Genomic DNA, 17529 nt, shown 5'->3' on the forward strand with positions numbered 1-17529 from the left:
CATCAGGCACAAGATCAACAGGCACTCACCAGATCCTGCCGAAACAACACCCAACTGCCAAGCCCCACACCAAACTTCATTCTGAAACGATCAGTGAGTACGGCTGCGGCATCCTGGGGCAGGTCGTGGTCACCGAGCGTCGACAACAGGAGGAGCAGGCGTGCGTGTTCGGCGTGGACTCCCGCGCTGTTCAGGTTGGGTGTGCGTGCTATGTGGTGGAGCTCTCGCCAGGCCAGCCCCGGACCGGCCTGATGGCCGCCGACGGTGGCCAGATGGCCGTGCCGTTCCCACTCGGGGTGGGTGATGAAGTACTCCGTCTCCGGATCGTCGGGAACGTTACGTCCGAGGACCAGCGCGGTATGGCCACCCGCGAACGGGATCCGAAAGACAGGCCACCGGTCCTCGTCGCTCAGCGCATCGCAGGCCGCATCAGCGTCCGCCCCGTCGACACCGAACCATCCCGGAACAGGGTCGTAGTCCTCTGTCTGGCTCAGCCACATCAGGTAGGCCGCCCAGAAGCCCGGCAGCTCCATAAGTCCTTCCCCCGCGACAACGGGGGCGTTCTCGAATCCCTGTATCAGCACCGGTCCAGACTCTCACCCGGCTACGACAGCCTGTACCCGGCTCGGTGACTCCACCGAGGGGTCCTCTCTCTCATGGACTCATGCCTGAGTTTCAGTGGGGGATTACGTGACCGCTGGCAGTTTCGGACTGATGCCGAGATTGACCCTCGACCTTGTGAAGGGCTCAGAGTGCTGGACGTGGAGAGCGAGATGCGCAGCATTGGTCAAATGGCCCGGGGCAGCGGACTGGGCGTGGGACTGTCCGACGCCCGCACCGAGTTCTCCACGCTCCGAGCACTACTCGAACACAGGGAGAACCCCATGACGCCACTCCACACCGCCGCCGTCCGACTGACCGTCTCCGCGCCTGAGCTGGCCGCCGCGTTGGACGCGGTCCGATTCGCCGCCAGTACCGACCCGGAGCTGCCGATGCTCGGCGGTGTCCTGTTCGACATCGAGGACGAGGCACTCCGCGTCGTGGCCACCGACCGGTACCGGATGGCTGTCGCGCAAACCGGCGCCACGGTGAACGGCGGGCCCCGTGTGCAGGTCATCGTGCCCGTTCCGCTCGCCGACGCGATGCGGGCGTTGCTGAGTGGCGAGGAACCTGTCCAGCTCGCTGTAGACGGTGACCGCGTGACGTTGGAGACCGGTGACCGTCAAGCGGCCGGTCAGTGCCTGGACCACGACTTCCCTGATTACCGTCGCCTCGTCCGCTTGCCGGCCGGGCGACGCGTCCTCGTCGACGTGCCGGCCTTCCAGGAAGCGGTGGAGACCGGTCCCATCCGCATGAGCGATACGCGCAAACAGGACGGCGTGACCTGCGACCTCAGCGTGCTCAAGGTGACGGACGACAGCACGGTGACCATCTGCGAGGACGGTGACGACGACCAGAGCCAGGTCGCCGTCAACCGCGAGTTCATGCTGCACGCGCTCTCCGCCGGAGCCCGAGACCAACTGATCCTGGAGTTCGGCGCCCCGACGGCCCCCATCGCGATCCGTCGGCCCGACGACGAGGACACGTTCTCGATACTGATGCCGGTCCGCCTGGAAAACTAACGTGATCTTTGACCTTCGGCGTCGAATCGTACGTCGAACTTGATCACTCGGTTCGGCAGCCGACGTGCGCGGAGACGGCTTACGTCCGGCGTACCGGGTGCGCTGGACCCTCCAGCGGCACCTGTCCTTGGAAGGGGGCGCCCCAGAGAACGGGTCGCCAGACACGGACACTATCGCCTCGGCACGACCGTCCCACGCGCATTCGCCCCGAAGGCAACCCTGCGCCCCCTACTGAGAGGCGCGCCCCCATCTGGGCACACGCACACGCAAAGAGACCCGGTCACCCACGTGCGTGAGGACCGGGTCTCTTCGTCCGCTCAAGCCGAGCGGAGCGTGGCGCCTGGCTCGAAGTCCCCGACGGCGACGGCTGGGCGTCCCTCCGCGGTGCGCCTCCTGGCTGACCCACGCGTGGGTCCAGTCACCAAAACTTGGCCTTCACTGCTGCCAACTCCCGTGCTTTCTCGCCCAGTTCGGCAAGGAGACCGGCAGCGCTCGCTCTGAGAGCCTGCTGCTCGAGCTTCGAGGGGTTGGAAGGAATCGCAGAGCCCGGCGTGGCGAACTTCAGCCATAGGCGGGCGCGGCGAACGGTCCGGGGTGCCCGCTTGCTCGCAGGAAATCCATTGCCGAGGACGGATATCTTCCTCTCGACGCGATCGATCGCCTCACGAACCTTCCGCCGTTCCTCGGCAGTGGAGGCCTGAGTCTTGGCCCCCGTCAGGTCGTGCTTGTTCTTGTGCTGTTGGATGCGCCTGATCGACGCATCCACTTCCCTCTGCTGCTTCTTGGTCAGCGTGCGCGCCGGATTGGTGACGGGCAGTCGGCGTTCCACTGCGCGCGGCGGCTTCGCATATATCGCGATGGCCCGTTCCCTCTCCCGGGCCGCCCACGCGCGCAAGGTGGGCGAGTCGGCCGACAGGCCCCCGGTGCCCCTGACCCCGAGCTTCTCCAGTACGGCGGGCAGACACGGCAAGAGGCCCACGTCCTCGCGGAGCAGCACCGACAAGACCGGCTTGGTGTCCCAGAGTGGGCTGTCGACCTCGACGAGGAAGTCGATGCGGTCGCGCTCGGACATGCTGACGAGGGGCTCACCGAGATACGAGGCCAGGGCGGACCAGAGCAACGTGCGCCCTCGAGGTGCGCCACCCCTCAGAAGCTCACGGGCACGAACGATGGCTTGGTCTCGGGTGAGCGTCACACCCTTCTTCGCCTGATGCCGCTGGTCCGCCGCCGCTGGAAGCTGTGCCTTCACGGGCGCGATAGGCGGCTGGTGATCCGGCTGCTTCGTCCGAGGGGCCGGAACCGGCTTGGTCTCAGGCGCCTCGGGGAGTGTCCGGGCCAGCCCCGTGGGGGCGGCTTCGTGCGCGTCGAGGCGGACGAAACCGTCCAGGTGGACGGCCCACCCGTCGGCGCCCTCGCGAACCAGTAGACGCGCGCGGTCGGTTGCGCGGTAGACGTACTTCGCCGGAGGCAGTTCGGTGTCGCCGGGCAGGGACATCACCGCGCGCACGATGGAACTGCCGAACGGTTTGACGTCCGCCATGACCAGGCGGCGTCCCTCGGCGGCGAACGGCGAGTCGTTGGGGACGGGGGCTTCGGGGTCCAGGGCGAAGACCACGCCACCATCGATGGGAAACGCGAACGGCTCCGGGCGCCAAGCGGGTATGCGTACGGCCTCTGTGAACGGCGTCAGCAGTCCGGCCTGCGTGATCCGGCAGTCCTCCAAGAAGTCCCAACGTACGGACGGTTCGTCGTAGGTCTGGGCGCCGATGTACACGCGGCGCTCGCCGCCCACGGTCTCCAGGCGGAAGCGAAGGCTGTAGCCGTTGCGGGCGAGGAGTTCCTCGGTGAGCGGGCCGTCCGTACTGAAGAGCCAGTCGACCTCGTCCACGTCGTCGGCCAGGGTGAGATTCGCCGCGCGCCAGCCTCGGTAGTCGAGCCGTGAGAGCTGGAAGCGGAGCTTGCGGCCGGCAGCGGGCAGGTGCAGGTCCACCGCGCCGCCGGGTCCCGAGCCGAGGTCATGCGTCTTCACACTGCCGCGCTGCTCGTACTTGATGAGCAGGTTACGCAGGCCCCGCTTGATGAAGAGGTGATCGGCGCTGGATTCGCCGTTGTGCTTGCGGTGGCAGGCCGGGGCAGTCGGGTGGTGGGCAAAGTGGCACACCTTCGTCGTGTAGCGCCGGTCGCTCAGCTCGCTGCCACAGCCCCCAAGTTGCAGCCCGCACCAGTAGGTGTAGTTCGGGTGCGCCTTGCGCCACCTGTCCAGCTCCCAAACGTCCATCGGCAGGATGACCGGGTGATCGGAGTTCTTGTGACCGATCACGGCTGTCTGCACGAGACGGTGGTCGAGCATGGAACCTCGCAGTGGGACGCCCAAGGGCATGGTCACCCAATCAGGCAAAGACGATGCGAACTACATCAGTATGCCGACCATGTACTGAGTTCACAACAAATTTCTCCGAGGGACGGGACTGTGCCCACCGGCCTGCTCCGGTACCTGGCCGGTGCACTCGGCCTGGACAAGGTGACCGTGCGCGACCTCACCGCCTACGCGATGGCCGTCGCAGGGCACAGCGCCTTCACCGAGTACTTCGCCGAGGAACTGCTGACCCCGGGAGTCCGGTTGCCCCTCACCCGTGACCCGGAGCTGTGGAGCGAAGCGGTTCGCATCGGTCACGAGTTCCTGTGGGCGGCGACCTACGGCGAGAGCGGCACCCGACCCGACGCGTCGGCATCTGATCAGGACGGCGTCGGCTTTTCTCGGGGAGACCCGCCAGGTGCGGTACGCGACGCGGATCGGTTCCGCCGTACCCGACACGCTGAGTTATGACGAGGAGACCGGCACCCTGCGCGTCGGACCGGGCGCTTTCACAGGGGTCCCGCCGGAAATCTGGAACTACGAGGTCGGCGGCATGCTCATCGCCAAGAAATTGGTTCGCCTACCGGAAGGCCTCCCCCACCAGCCGGAGGACCAGCCCGCTTGACGACACCCACGTCACGTCCTGGCCGAGCGAGCGGACCGAGGAGCTGATCGTCTTATTGTCCGTACTGCGTCGGCTGGTCGAACTCCCTCCGGCGCAGCAGGCACTTAGCACGAAGATCGTGAGTTCACGGGTCGTCACCACCACCGACCTCACATCGACAGGTGTTCTCCCACCGCAGCCCCGGGCAAACCGCGCCCGGCGCCGCGTCGTCCTGGACCGACCGACCGGGCGACGCATGAACCGTCGCTACTCGCCACCCCCGGTGCGGACGTGGGCCTCCGCCTGCTCCAGGGTCCACGTCCCCTCCGCAAGTCGTTTCAGGGCATACCCGGCGGGGCGGGGCGCCGCACCGCCGGACACGGTGTTGGCGTAGGAGGCCACCGCGCTCAGAGGAGCCGTCAACTCGTCGCACTTTGCAGCGCGCAGGGCCGCCGCTCCGACCGGGGTGAGCCGGAGGGTGCTCCCGTCACCGTCCCGCTGCTCGACGAGCCCTGCCAACAAAAGCGTGGGCAGGACATCCCGGACCTCGTGCGTGTCGAGGTCCCGGGCCGCGCAAGACTCCGGTGCCGCTTCGGGAGCCGGTAGGTCGCAGAGATCCAGGTCCCTCAACAGGTGCTGCTGGGCGGCGACAGATGACCGGTGGAGACAAGCATGGCCCGCACCATGCGGGGGCAGACGCTTCTCAGCACCCTCGCGCTGCCGCGGCGTCCACTGCGGTTTGCCCCGTCTGCCTGCACGGCAATGGAGTCAGGCGGACCGCGCGACCTCCGCCCAGGCCGTCTTGGTGTAGGCGTCGCGGACTGTGCAGCCCCAGCGGTTCGCGAAGGCGTCGATCAGGAGGAGACCGCGTCCCGAGCCCGCGTCGGGTGGGGACGGGACCGGGTGGCGGCTGGGGCGGGAGGCGGCCCGGGCGGATGTACCTCGATGCGGACCGCCTGAGGCAGGAGCAGGAGGGTCAGGCGGAAGTCGCGGCCGGGTAGGTGGCCGTGGGTGATCGCGTTGGAAGCCAGCTCGGCGGTGACCAGGGCGACGGTCCGGGCGGTGCCGGAGCCGTACGCGATCCCCCACGCGGCCAGCTGCTGTTCGGCCAGCCGCCGCGCAAGACGGGCTCCTCGCGGGGGTACTGCTGAGGCGGATGACGAACTCGGCCGGCTCGGCACGGAGTCCGGCGGCGACGCTTCTCGGTGACATGCGGCCACCGTGCCGCCGTGCCCTCGGTATCGGCCAGGGCACCCCGCCGTACCACGGCGCACGGTACGGCCGTTGTACGGGGCCGCCGCAGTACGACCGTCGGCAAGCGCTGACGATCGAAGCAGCGTCGTCTCGCCGCCTGTCGCGCACGGGTTCGTCAGTCGTCGATGCCCAGATCAGCACGCATCGACTGCTTCAGTGCCCCCAGGTAAGGCCAGACCTGCTCGTGGAACGCATCTTCCAAGGCCTCCAGTTCCTCGGCGTATGCGGAGGGTTCAGCTCCGTACTTCCTGAGCGTGCCGTACACGGTGTTCAAAGCCGTCTTGGCCGCGCTAGCGGCACGCAGCACCGCGTCCGGAAAGACCATCTGGGACTCCGCGTAACTGTCCCGAAAGCCCAGTCGGGCCACTTCCAATTTGTTCAGCGCCGCATCGACGTCCTGTCTGCCTGGCAGCGCATGCACGTAATTGGTCATCTCCGTCAGGTACTGGCGTGAGGCGGTGTTCAGTGTGATGTAGCAGGCTCGCCGCCGTTCAAGGCTCTCGCTCTGCCACTGCCTGGCCTGCTCCGCCTCGAGCAGCGCCTCGGCATGCCCACGTTCCTGGCGCCGCTGTTCAGCGGCGGCCTGAAGTTCCATGCGCTTGGTGCGGTCGGCACGGTTCTGTGTAAGTAGCGCGGCTCCCAACGTTCCCGCAACGCCAACGATGGCGATCAGCAAACCCGCCCAGTTCGCACTCATGCTCATTCCCCCTTCGCGATGTCGAAAGACTGGGTCAAAGTAGACCTCGAACTCCCCCAAGTGGGGTTGGCCAGCATCGAGGATCTTCGAAAGAAGGCTCTCTGACCTGCTCAAACGTGTCTCTCGCTGCTGGTCGGCGACGGCTGATCCGGATCTAACCCTCTATTTCGCCGAGTTCAGTTGTCCGGCTGGCCCTCGGAGTCGGACGAGGTAGATGTCGGCAGAGCGTCCTCCTCCCGAAGCAGATCGAACACGCCGATCGCGTCATCATCCTGCGCGAGGCCGGCGTCGCCGTAGTTCGGGTCACCGGTCAGGTCGCCGCCTGACTTCTCGATCAGGAAGCGTTCGCGATACGCGTCGCGCGCCGAAACGGCGATGCGATCGATGAGCATGTAGCTCAGCCCTGCACCGAAAGCCATGCCCGCAATGGGAACGAACTGCCCGAGCTTCTTCTTCGGTAGCTGCTGCGCGAACCTCGCTGCGAAGGTCTGGGCGATCTTGGTGAGAACCTTCTCGTTCAACTTCGCCCAAGGAGCATTCCTTACCAGCAGCTGAGTGAGTTGGGACAGTTCGGCGTACGCGGCCGTCTTCGCCGAAGTGCCCGTGGACAGTCCGAGAGCGATCACAGACATCACGAAGAGTTCCTCTTCGGGATCGCTCGGGTAGTAGCCGTAACAGAGAGCTGTGGCAGCCACCGTTCGAGTGGCAAGGGCGAGCATCATTGCAGTGTCGGCGGCCATCGCCCCGGCTACGGTTCCGATTCCGGGTGCGGCACCCGCGCCGGCGCCGGCGATTGTTCCGGCGCTGGCGAGTACCTCTCCACCTGTGACGGCTGCAGCAGATCCAAGGCCAGTTGCCGCTGCCGAGAGCGCGTGGCCATACCGAACCAGATTGTGCCTCGCGACCTCATCGACGACCCGCAGGTCGAGCTCACGGATCTCGTCCAACCCAGCGATGTCATGTCCGGAACGTCGATACTGCTCAACGACACGCTTCTTGCTCACTGTCCGGCTTGCGGTGTCTCCCACAGCCTTGCCGAGGCCCTTTGCGGCTACGCCGTAGGCGGCAGCCACTTTGTCGGCGCCCGGGGCACTCATCGCCTTCTGGCCGAGCGAAGCAAGTCGGTCCCGGGCCTGCTGTGGAATGACGTTCCTCGTCTGCTTGTTGAGGGAAGCCGCCTTTCGCTCTTGGAGTCGGTCCCACTCCCGTTGTTCGTAAGCGGAGAGAGTCATGTCGTCGCCTCAATAATTAGAGTGCTTGGAAGCAGTCCCGCCTGATCGCGGCCATGAGTCTGCGCCGCTGGACGAGGAACTCCTTGTAGCTTCCCGCCGAGAACGCAGTCAGATTCGCCGGGTCTGCACAGTGAATGGCGCAAGTCCAGTTTGAGAAACGGTAGTTGATGAGTCCCCCTGGAAGAACATCATGAAGCAGAATACGCGTCCGGCGAGGTCCATGGAGGTGGTTCGTTGGACATCCTTGGGCTGTGGGCCGGCGAAGGGGTGGTGAAGATGCCAAGTGCTGGCAGCGGGTCCCTCAAAAATCGGAGGCCGTGACGTCCTGATGCTGGGCTACGACGGGAGAAGGAACTGCCCACGTCAGTAAGCATCGTCTGGCCGCGGACCGTGGTGTAGACCCAATGCCGTTTGGACTGAACCGTTCCGGATTCAATGGAGACTCGATTCCTTGAGAGGATCGAGTCATGGCGCGTCCCTCCCCATACACCGCAGAGATGCAACGTCGCGCCGTGCGCATGGTCGCAGAGGTGCGCCCCGACTGCGAGACCGAGTGAGCCGCGATGAAGGCGGTCGCGAGCAGAGTCGGTGTCGGTACGGCAGAGACGGTGTGCCAGTGGGTCCGCCGGGAGCAAATTGGCTCCGGGGCCCCGGTCCGGGACGACAACGGAGGAGTTCGCCCAGGTCAAGGCGCTGAAGAAGGAAGTCGCTGAGCTCAGGCGGGCGAACGGGATCCTCAAAGCGGCGTCGGCTCTCTTCGCGGCCGAGCTTGACCGGCCACATCTTCACTCGTGACATTCCTCGACGAGTTGCGGGACCACTTCAGCGGCGTCGAGCCGATCTGCACCGGGGTGACCAAGCATGGCATCAGCCTCGCCTTGTCCACCTACTACGCGGCTGAGGCCCCGGTGATGTCTCGCGCGTACGCCGCCGCCTCGTGGGTGTTGGTTCAGCGCTGTTGGGCTTGTACGGGCTTTGTACGGGGCCGGAGCCGTGACGCGGGAATGGCCTCTGCTGTTGAACCATGTTCAGTCGCAGTGGGGTGGCCGGAAGGGCGTGAGGGCAGTGCGGGATACGCGGGACGGACGCGTGGCGAAGGTGAAGGCCAAGGAGGACAGTGAACTGCCGGGGGTGTGGGTGGCGTACGGGACGCTCCTCCAGCATCTGGGCAGGCGAGCCGAGTTGAGCCAGCAGGCCCTGGGGGCAGCCATCGGCTACTCGGTGGAGCAGGTTGCCTCGGTCGTGCAGGAACGGTGGCCCGCGAAGGAGGCGTTCACGGTCGCCGCGGCACGGGTGCTGGCGGCGGGCGGCGTACTGGAAGTCCTCCAGGGCGAGGTGGACCGGGCGAAGCCTCCCCGGTTCTTCCGTAACTTCGCCCTCATCGAGGCGGAGGTGCTGAGCCGTCTCTCGTGCGACCCACTACTCGTGCCGGGGCTGTTGCAGACGGAGGCGTACGCACGGGCAGTGTTCGCCGGCCACTGCCCGCCGCTGAGCAAGGAGATCGTCGACCAGCACACGGAAGCGCGGCTGAGCCGCCAGAAGCTGCTGACGCGGGACCCGCTGGCGGAGCTGTCGTTCATCATCGGCGAGGAGGCGTTGCGCGACCCGGTGGGAGGGGGCGAGGTTATGCGGAACCAGTGGGAACACGTGCTGAAGGTAAGCAGGTTGAGGAATGTGGAAGTGCAGGTGATGCCTGGCGGGCAGGGCTTCCACCCGGGGAAGAACGGTCCGTTCGTCACCGTACAGACGAAGGAACATCGACACCTCGGATACTTCGAGTCACAAGGCGTCGGGTGCACCGTGAGTGATCCGACAGACGTCAGCTCCTTCGGGTTGCGATAGGCAAGCTGCGATCGCAGGCGCTGAACGTTAAGGAGTCTGCGCGGCTCATCGAACGGCTGGTGGGAGAGCCATGAGCATGGAAGAATGTGGACGAGTTGCGCTGGTTCAAGAGCAGGTACAGCGGATCGGACGGCGGCGACTGCGTGGAGGGGGCTGCCGGCAACGGTGCTGTGTACCTACGGGACTCGAAGGTCGCGGGTGACGGGCCGGTGCTACGGGTCGGCCGTGGCGAGTGGGCGGCGTTCGTGTCGCTCGCGCGGGGGTAGAGCGCCGACGAGGCTCCCTGAATGGAAACGACGGGCTCGCCCGCATCGCGTGAGGTGATGCGGGCGAGCCCGTCGTCATGCGGAAGGCTCAGAAGAGGGAGCCCTCGGCGCCCTCGCCGAAGTCCGAGCCACCTCGCGCAGCGAGCTGTTCCTTGCGCTTATGGATGGCTTCGGCGGAGGGCTTCGGCATGTCCGGGTGCTTGGCCGGCTTCTTGTGCAGGCCGAGGTGGACCTCGTCGGCGTACGCCTGGTGGTTCAGCTGGCGCAGCCGGTCGATGATCTCGGTCCGAGCGAGCAGGCCGATGGTGTAGCGGGTGCCCTGGTCGGTCTCGTGGAAGCCGTGGTCGAGCGGGAACGTCTCGTGGGTCGGATCCGCGTGCGGGGTCTGCCCGTAGTCGTCCAGGAGGTCGAACCAGCCGTAGGCCTCGACGGTGGCCTTGTCGATCTCTTCGTGGATGCGGCGGAGTTCGGCGATGTCCTCGTCCTGGCAGTCGGGGTTGTGGACCAGGTTGTAAGTGGCGGTGAGACCCATATTGCGGGCGAGCATCAGGTCGCGGCGGTAGGTATCGAGGTGGGCTCCGGCGGCGCATAGACGGTCGGTGTCTGTCGGACGCAGAAGAGTTTCGAAGACGTCCGACGGCGTGTATCGAAGGTCGCCCTTCATCGTTGAGCCACAATCGATAGCCCACCAGTAGTGCGGGGCGCTACTCAGCACGGCGAGTGAAGCAAAGCCACTCGTAGCGATGACAGCCAACGCGTCCGAAAAGATCTGTCGAGTCGAAACCATCACCGGCATAACCGTGTGGGTATGTCGCGTGAAGACGACACAGAGATCCAAGTCAGCAATCTTCGAGTACATGCCAGGAGCACGCTCAGCAAACTGCCACCATCGTTCACGGCGGGCAATCCTATTATTTCTGTCCCGCTCAGGTTTTACTTGACGTAGAACCTGCCCATACGCCTTGGGGTAGCATTTAGCTTTATCTTCGCTCCACCCCTGAAAGGAGATGATCCAACGATCACCGCGGTGATCAGGATCATTATTCACTTCCCTTCCGTTCACATAAGGAAAGAGGACATCCGAGTATCGTGAATCATCATTGATCCAAGATTTAGCCTCCACCGCCGGCAGGGTGAACCCCAGGCTGTCAGCCTTACTGCCGTTGAAGGACAGCTCGGCGTTCCGCTTCAGCCTCTCAACCCATGAGGTCATCCGCGTAGTAGCGTTGAGTGACGACGAGATCCCGTTCGGCGCGGTGGAGGCATCCAGCAAAATGCCGGCCGCATCGGCAACATCAGCTTCACTTGCCCACACAGCGCAGTAGTCCAAAACGGCGGACTTCGACGGCCAGCGCCGACTCTTGATAGCCCGACGAATCACCACTCTCCTCGCAGTCAACTGGTCGAGACCAACTTCACGAGTGTCACCTTGCGCCAGAGTATTCGTGGCAATCAGACCACTCTGCCCCCGGCGGTTCAACAAATCATGCGCTCGCAGAACGAAATACGCCACAAGGTCAGCGTTCCCACGTTTGCCCCGAGCAGGATATTCAACAAGGCATTCACGGTATGTGTCACCAAAGGCCCCCGTGATCTTACTTCCCCCCAAAAAAGGCGGATTCCCTACAATCGCATCGAACCCACCCCCTCGCGAGAACACCTCCGGAAACACCAACGGCCAATGCATCGGCCGCCGCTCCAGTCCCCCCGTCGGCAGCTCCGCCGCCAGCCACTCCTCCGCCGTGGCCCGTGCCTCGCGCACCACGTCCGAGTCGTCCTCGACGCCGTCCGCGACGATCCTCTCCACGATCCACGCCGCCTGCGGGAACAGGTCCCTGACCCGCTCGCCCCCGTCCGCCGCGTACCACTCCACCCGACCCGACGCACACGTCGCCAGCGCGGCCCCCGCAATCAGATCGCCCACCAGGCGCAGCCGCCGTGAGTGACGGTTGACCTCCGCCAGACCCGCGCGCTTCCGCTGTAGCGCGGGCAGGTCCACTCCCTTGATCGCCGTGATTGCCAGGCGTTCATGCGTCAACTGGTCCACCAACTGCCGCGCCTGCTCGGCCAGTACGTCTGACTGCTGCTGCGGCTTCAAGTGTACCGACTGCAGTTGCTCCATGCTGTGCACGCCCAGCAGCGAGTCCCCCGTGACCAGTCGGTCGTCCAGGAAGGTGAACGGCCGGGTCGGGTCCATCGAGACCAGCCACAGCGACAGTTTCGCCATTTCCACTGCCATCGGGTTGATGTCCACCCCGTACAGGCAGTGCTCGATTATCTGGCGACGCGACTCGACAACCACCGGGTCCTGTTCCGCATCCGCCGCCGTCACCGCGTCCACCGCGCGGCCCGCCCGGTAGGTCATCGCGTCCGTGCGACCCTCGTTCTCCCACGCCTCGATCAGGCGGTCGCCCAGGTAACGGCAGGCGGCGACCAGGAAGGCCGCCGAGCCCACCGCGATGTCCGCGACCTTCAGCTTCAGGATCTGCTCGGGTGACTTGAGCCGCCACTCCTCCGCGTCCGCCGTCTGCAGCGGGCCCGGCTCGTAGACCAAGGGTTCCAGCGCGTGCCGGACGACGTCCTCGGCCAGGAAGCGGGGCGTGTAGTGCGTGCCGGTGTTCTTGCGGAGCGAGGACTCAGTGACGTACAGCGAGCCGTTCGGGATGACCATCGGCAGGTCACGCAGGTCCCGGCGCAGGATGCCGAAGAAGGGGAGCAGGCGCTCGCTCAGCGCCGGGTTCTTCGTCACCGCGTTCAGCTGCCGGCGGGCCTCGACGTCATCCGTGGCCGGGCCGAGCAGCTTCTCCAGCTTTGCCGCGCTCGCCGGGGGCTTCGGGTCCTTCCACTTCTCGTGGATCGACTTGGCCAGGGCCTTCACCGAACCGCCGGACTTCGCCGCCAGAGACTCCAGCTCCCGCAGCGGCACCTCGTGTTCGAGGCCCTCCGGACCGATCAGGCCGACCATGTCCTCGACCGCGCGCTCGCCGCCGTACGAGAGCAGACCCTCGTACACGTAACCGATCTGCTCGACGTCGAGGGCGCGGAAGCTCAGGGTGCGGACTTCGGCGTTCTTGCCCGTGCCGACGCGAACCTCCTGCACCGACTGGAGCATGTGCAGGACCGTGCGGTCGTCGATAGGGAGGAGCGGGGTGTTGAGCTCCAGCCAGGCGTACGTGTCGGGGGCGAAGATCGAGCCGTCGTACGCGGGCAGCTGCAGCTCGGGGTGGTCCACTCCTCCGTACACCGCGTGGAAGAGGGCTATCAGGCGGTGCCAGGCGGAGGTGGTGTGTTCCAGGGCGCTCTCGCCGTCCGCGTCTGCGCGGGCCTTGAGTTCGGCGCGCAGGAAGCGGGCGGAGTACGCCGTCGCGTACACCTCGTTGTCCGCCGGAAGCAGGCCGCGCTCCTCCGCGTACAGGAGGAAGACGACACGCATCATGACGGCGACCGCGCCCCGGTAAACCTCGCCTGCCGCGACACCCGACGCGTGGAGGCCCGGTGCGCCGGCGTCCATCGCACGGACGTCGGCTCGCCCTATGGCGTCAACGAGGAGTTCGACGGCCTGGCGGACCTGGATGCCGAGTGCTTCGGTGACGTCCTCTCCGGCGGCCAGGCTGGCCTTGAGCAGGCCGACCAGGGTCTCGGCTTCCTCGTACTCGAAGAAGCGGCGGCGACGCAGGAGGGAGACGAAGGCGCGGACGACGTTGCGTTCGGCGGCCTCGTTCCAGCCGATGGTGTCGAAGACGGCGGTGGTCGTGACGCCGCCGATGGGGGCCCAGACCAGGCACCACCAGCGGCCGTCGGTGACCAGGCCGAGCGGGATGTCGTGGTGGCGCAGCAGCCGGGCAAGGCGGTCGGCGGGGGCCGCCGCCCAGTCGGCGCCCGCGGCGGCGCGTGAGGTGGGGACGGTTCCGGTGGGGACGGTCGTGCCGAGAAGACGTACGCGTTTGGCGGCGGCCGCGGTGTTGGGTTCAGTGGCAAGGTCGGTTCCCGGTTCGACGAGGGCGAAGTCGGGGCACAGGACAGCGCCGTGTTCCGGGACGTGGACGGTGAGGCGGTCGAGTCCGAGGTCGTCGGACTCGCCCTGGCGCAGCGTGAGTGCGTCGCCCCAGCCGAGGAGGGAGCGCAGCACATAGGCGACCCATTCGTCGCGGCCCGCGGTGGTGTCGTTCTGCCAGTCGGCGTGACGCGCGCGCAGCCGGGCCCGTTCGTCCTTCTCCAGGACGTCGAGCTGGGGCCAGTGCTGTCGGAGCACCGGCATGGTGAGGAACGGGCCGGAGACCTCGGTGAGGTCGAGCCACTCCTGGTGCTGGCGGCGGCCGTCGAGCGCCTGGGCCTTGGCTGCGGCGAGACCACGGGAGACGGGGCGAGGGCTCATCGGCGGGCTTCCTTTGCAGGGATCACGAAGACGACGGCGACGGGGAAGAGGTGGGCGCGCGGGTCGCGGTAGCGGGCGGCGATTGCGGCGAGTTCGCGTTCCAGTTCGCCGGGCAGGCCGTCGAGGCGCTGCTGCCAGCGGGCTCGGTCGTCGTCGTACTGACGGCGTTCGGCGGCGGTGATGTCGTGCGCGCTGAAGAGCGCGTACTGCTCGCCGGTGCCGTCACCCTCTTCCTTGAGCTTGGCGCGCAGAGTGGCTTCGAAGCGGCCGAGGGTCGCGGTGATGCGGCGTTCTTCCTCGGCCTGCCGCTCGGCGAGCGCTCGCTCCAGGCTGTCGCCTCGCTCGCGGGCGCGGGCTTCGAGGGAGGTATTGAGCGGCTTGGCCAGCTTCTCCCAGGCCGTGGTGAGTTCCTGCCTGAGGTGCGGGGCCGCCTCGGTACCTTCGGTGAGCGCCTTCGCGAGGACGCCGCCCTGAGTGCGTACGGATTCCCAGCGGCGGAAGCGGCCGGTGTCGCCGAACCAGCCGCCGGCGTGGACGACTTCCTCGTGGAGGCGGGTGCCGTCGTTGCCGACGAGGACGTACCGGGCGTACGCGGAGACGAGGGTGGTGGTCACGGCCGGGTCGTCGCTGACGACGGCGGTGACGCGGTGCAGGCCGACGGAGTCCGCGTTCCAGACGGCGGCGGTCAGCAGGCGCGTGGAGAGGGCGACCAGCGGGTGCTTGAGGTGGGTGAGGACGACGTCCTCACGGCCCTTGGCGGCGACGGCGGTGTCGAAGGTGATGGGGCGCTGTTCGTCCTCGCGCAGCTTGTGGGCGAGGCCACGGGTGGCTCGTTCCCAGGTGCCGGAGAGCGGCGGGACCTCGTACAGCTCGCCCGGCTCGAAGTCTTCGGCGAGGCTGCGGTCAGGGGCCAGGGGCGGCTGGTGGTCAAGGGCGAGGGCGGTGTCGACGACTCGCTTGATGTTGGCCGGCGTCAAGCCGAGGGTGGAGACGGTCTCGTCGTACTGGTCGGCCAAGCGCTTGGACTGGGCGGTGACGTTCTGCTCGGGGGCGACCTCGCCGCCCGTGCGGCGGCCCTGAATGGTGCGCGGCTTGGCGTTCTCGATGTCTACGGGCATCGTGTCGCCGGTCATGCGGCGCTGGACGGCCTCGGCGATGACGGCGTTGACCGAACCGAGGTCCTGTTCCATGCGCGCGACCTTCTTCGCGACGCGGGACAGGAACTCCAGGTCCGCTTCGTACGATCCGGCCTGGGCCTGCTGCCAGCCGGAGCCGATGAAGTGGGATATCTGCGGGTCATTGCGCTGACCCCAACGGTCGATGCGGCCTATTCGCTGCTCGAGCTTGTTGGGGTTGAAGGGTATGTCGTAATTGATCAGACGGTGGCAGTGGTTCTGCAGGTCGATGCCCTCGCCGGCCGCGTCGGTGGCGAGCAGGATGCGCACCGCGCCCTCGTCGGTGGACGGATCGGCCTGGAAGCCGAGGCGAATGCGCTCGCGGTCCTCGCTGGTGAGACCACCGTGGAGGACGGCAACGCGGCCGTCGTCGGTGAGCTTCTCCTGGCGGAGCAGGGTGAGGAGCCAGTCCAGGGTGTCGCGGTACTCGGTGAAGACGACGATGCGCTCGTTCATCCAGTGCTTGCCGTCGGCGGTGCGACAGATGGCCTTGAGCGTACGGATGAGGAGGTCGGCCTTGGAGTCGGCGGCTGCCTCATGGGTGACCGCCCAGCGCTCCATCCGCTGCAGCAGGTCGAGTTCCTGGTTGTCCTCGGCCGGGGTGAGGGACGTGGAGCGGGTGAGTGCGGCGTCCTCGGCGTCGACGAGACCGAAGTCGTCCAGGTCGGCGACCATGTCCGCGAAGTCGTCGAGCCAGTCGGGGACTTCGGCCGCCGCCGCACGTGTACGGGAGCCCGTGTCCTCCAGGTGGGACAGGTAGACGCGGACCGTGTGGAAGAAGGCGGCCGGGGAGGAGAAGAGACGCTTCTTCAGCAGCAGCGTCACCAGGTCGGCGGCGCGGCGGCCACCGCGGGCGGTCGGGACGAGCTTCTTGCGGCGCAGATCGGCGAACGAGCCGAGCAGACCGTGGATCTCGCGCTCAGCGTCCGTGTAGTCGACGGCGAGCTGCTCGGTCTTTCGCGTACGGAAGCGGGGCGTGCCGTCCGCGTTGGTGACGGTGGCCTTGAGGCGCCGTACGACGGTGTCCTTCAGCGCTTCCTTGTCGGGGTCCATACCCCGCGCGAAGCGCTGGTCGTCGATCAGCTCCAGGAGCGCGGTGTACGACTCGGGGTAGCCGTTGTGCGGCGTGGCGGAGAGGAAGAGACGGTGCTCGAAGTGCGGGACGAGGCGCCGGATCAGCTTCGTCTGCTGGGAGTCGACGGCGTAGACCTGCTTGGGGGCGGACGGGGCGACGTGGTGGGCCTCGTCGAGGACGAGCAGGTCGAAGAACCGCTTGTGGTCGCCGTTGCTGCTCTCCTCGGGGGCGCCTATGACCTCGTCGAGGAGGCGCTGGGCCTTCGTGCCGCGCAGCCAGGGCAGGGACACGATGGTCAGCGGGTGCACACGGAACGGGTTGGCCGCGGTGCCATGGGTGCGGCGGAGCCGGGCGCAGTGCTCGGAGTTGACGATGGTGAAGTCCAGGCCGAACTTCTCCGCCATCTCGTCGCGCCACTTCAGGGTGAGCCCTGCGGGACAGACGACCATGATGCGCCGCGCCCGGCCGCGCAGCAGCAGCTCCTGGGCCACGAGACCCGCCTCGACGGTCTTGCCGAGGCCGACGTCGTCGGCGAGGAGGAGGTTGACACGGGGGGCCCCGACGGCGCGGGAGACCGGTTCCAGCTGGTACGGCTCGACGGCTACGCCGGAGCGGAAGGGGGCCTGGAGAGTCTTTCCGTCCGCGGAGGCCACGGCGGACCAGCGGACCGCGTCGAGGAACGCGGCCAGGCGGGACGGCGGGTCGTACTGGCCCGTGGAAGCGTCCGGGAGGGAACCTGCGGGCAGTACGCGGCGGCCCGGCTCGACCTCCCAGATCACGGAGAGGGTGTCACCGAAGCGGCCATCGGCGACGGACTGGAGGTGCACGAGGGTGGCGGCCCTGCGCTTGTCGCTCTCGCTCGCGGCCGGGGACGGCTCGACGCGGGCGACGACCCAGGACTGGCCGCGCACCTCGACAAGCTTCCCCTCTTCCGGAAGCTCCTCGGTACTGGTCCGCCCGCTCTCACGCTGGGCTGCTGTCGACATCGGCAGAGTTCCCCCTCGATCTGCACTGCTGCTGTCGTCCGTAGA

At 66.9% G+C, this 17529-nt stretch carries 12 protein-coding genes and 1 pseudogene; 5 read left to right on the plus strand and 8 right to left on the minus strand.

Translation table 11 applies throughout. From position 1 onward, the window contains the following. Positions 1–14: 14 nt before the first annotated feature. Positions 15–533 carry a hypothetical protein gene (locus tag ACFYP5_RS35425; RefSeq protein WP_389043459.1) on the minus strand — a complete coding sequence of 173 codons (519 nt, stop codon included), beginning with the start codon at positions 531–533 and terminating at the stop codon, positions 15–17. Positions 534–773: 240 nt separating this feature from the next. Here ACFYP5_RS35425 and ACFYP5_RS35430 point away from each other — a divergent pair, with 240 nt between their 5' ends. Continuing rightward, on the plus strand, positions 774–1622 hold the full coding sequence (locus ACFYP5_RS35430; protein WP_389043461.1) for a DNA polymerase III subunit beta: 849 nt from the start codon (positions 774–776) through the stop codon (positions 1620–1622). A gap of 418 nt (positions 1623–2040) precedes the next feature. Here ACFYP5_RS35430 and ACFYP5_RS35435 read toward each other — a convergent pair whose 3' ends face one another. Beyond that, on the minus strand, positions 2041–4008 hold the full coding sequence (locus tag ACFYP5_RS35435; RefSeq protein WP_389043464.1) for a hypothetical protein: 1968 nt from the start codon (positions 4006–4008) through the stop codon (positions 2041–2043). An 84-nt stretch (positions 4009–4092) separates the two neighbouring features. On the opposite strand from ACFYP5_RS35435, the gene ACFYP5_RS35440 reads away from it, so the two are divergent. Further along, positions 4093–4449 (plus strand): type ISP restriction/modification enzyme, encoded by a 357-nt coding sequence (locus ACFYP5_RS35440; protein ID WP_389043467.1) that lies wholly within the window; start codon positions 4093–4095, stop codon positions 4447–4449. Beyond that, complete coding sequence (locus tag ACFYP5_RS35445; protein ID WP_389043469.1) at positions 4397–4603, plus strand: type ISP restriction/modification enzyme; 207 nt, start codon at positions 4397–4399, stop codon at positions 4601–4603. The genes ACFYP5_RS35440 and ACFYP5_RS35445 overlap by 53 nt, the downstream gene beginning before the upstream one ends. A gap of 246 nt (positions 4604–4849) precedes the next feature. Here the strand turns inward: ACFYP5_RS35445 and ACFYP5_RS35450 are convergent, their stop codons facing one another. From ACFYP5_RS35450 to ACFYP5_RS35465, 4 genes are all read right to left on the minus strand, one after another. Further along, complete coding sequence (locus ACFYP5_RS35450) at positions 4850–5101, minus strand: hypothetical protein (protein WP_389043471.1); 252 nt, start codon at positions 5099–5101, stop codon at positions 4850–4852. A 335-nt stretch (positions 5102–5436) separates the two neighbouring features. Then, positions 5437–5856 (minus strand): ATP-binding protein, encoded by a 420-nt coding sequence (locus ACFYP5_RS35455; protein ID WP_389043474.1) that lies wholly within the window; start codon positions 5854–5856, stop codon positions 5437–5439. A 95-nt stretch (positions 5857–5951) separates the two neighbouring features. Then, positions 5952–6533, minus strand: a complete 582-nt coding sequence (locus tag ACFYP5_RS35460; RefSeq protein ID WP_389043476.1) for a hypothetical protein — start codon at positions 6531–6533, stop codon at positions 5952–5954. Between the two features lie 176 nt (positions 6534–6709). Further along, the gene (locus ACFYP5_RS35465; RefSeq protein WP_389043479.1) at positions 6710–7765 is read right to left on the minus strand and encodes an EcsC family protein; all 1056 of its coding nucleotides are present in this window, start codon (positions 7763–7765) and stop codon (positions 6710–6712) included. A 1098-nt stretch (positions 7766–8863) separates the two neighbouring features. Between ACFYP5_RS35465 and ACFYP5_RS35470 the strand changes: the two are divergent. Together ACFYP5_RS35470 and ACFYP5_RS35475 are read left to right on the plus strand one after the other, a co-directional pair. Beyond that, positions 8864–9681 (plus strand): annotated as a pseudogene (locus ACFYP5_RS35470) (helix-turn-helix domain-containing protein). A 12-nt stretch (positions 9682–9693) separates the two neighbouring features. Further along, positions 9694–9873 carry a DUF397 domain-containing protein gene (locus tag ACFYP5_RS35475; protein ID WP_389043481.1) on the plus strand — a complete coding sequence of 60 codons (180 nt, stop codon included), beginning with the start codon at positions 9694–9696 and terminating at the stop codon, positions 9871–9873. An 88-nt stretch (positions 9874–9961) separates the two neighbouring features. Here ACFYP5_RS35475 and ACFYP5_RS35480 read toward each other — a convergent pair whose 3' ends face one another. Next, entirely contained in the window at positions 9962–14248 is a 4287-nt protein-coding gene (locus tag ACFYP5_RS35480) for an Eco57I restriction-modification methylase domain-containing protein (RefSeq protein WP_389043483.1), read from the minus strand. After that, the gene (gene drmD / locus ACFYP5_RS35485; RefSeq protein ID WP_389043485.1) at positions 14245–17484 is read right to left on the minus strand and encodes a DISARM system SNF2-like helicase DrmD; all 3240 of its coding nucleotides are present in this window, start codon (positions 17482–17484) and stop codon (positions 14245–14247) included. The genes ACFYP5_RS35480 and drmD overlap by 4 nt, the downstream gene beginning before the upstream one ends. Positions 17485–17529: the final 45 nt, after the last annotated feature.

The sequence above is a fragment of the Streptomyces sp. NPDC005262 genome, from assembly GCF_042872425.1.
GTDB lineage: Bacteria > Actinomycetota > Actinomycetes > Streptomycetales > Streptomycetaceae > Streptomyces.

Bases quoted from the DNA above. Each gene is read 5' to 3' on its own strand.
- drmD (WP_389043485.1), bottom strand. From the start codon at position 17,484: ATGTCGACAGCAGCCCAGCGTGAGAGCGGGCGGACCAGTACCGAGGAG.
- ACFYP5_RS35480 (WP_389043483.1), bottom strand. From the start codon at position 14,248: ATGAGCCCTCGCCCCGTCTCCCGTGGTCTCGCCGCAGCCAAGGCCCAG.
- ACFYP5_RS35460 (WP_389043476.1), bottom strand. From the start codon at position 6,533: ATGAGTGCGAACTGGGCGGGTTTGCTGATCGCCATCGTTGGCGTTGCG.
- ACFYP5_RS35430 (WP_389043461.1), top strand. From the start codon at position 774: ATGCGCAGCATTGGTCAAATGGCCCGGGGCAGCGGACTGGGCGTGGGA.
- ACFYP5_RS35465 (WP_389043479.1), bottom strand. From the start codon at position 7,765: ATGACTCTCTCCGCTTACGAACAACGGGAGTGGGACCGACTCCAAGAG.
- ACFYP5_RS35425 (WP_389043459.1), bottom strand. From the start codon at position 533: ATGGAGCTGCCGGGCTTCTGGGCGGCCTACCTGATGTGGCTGAGCCAG.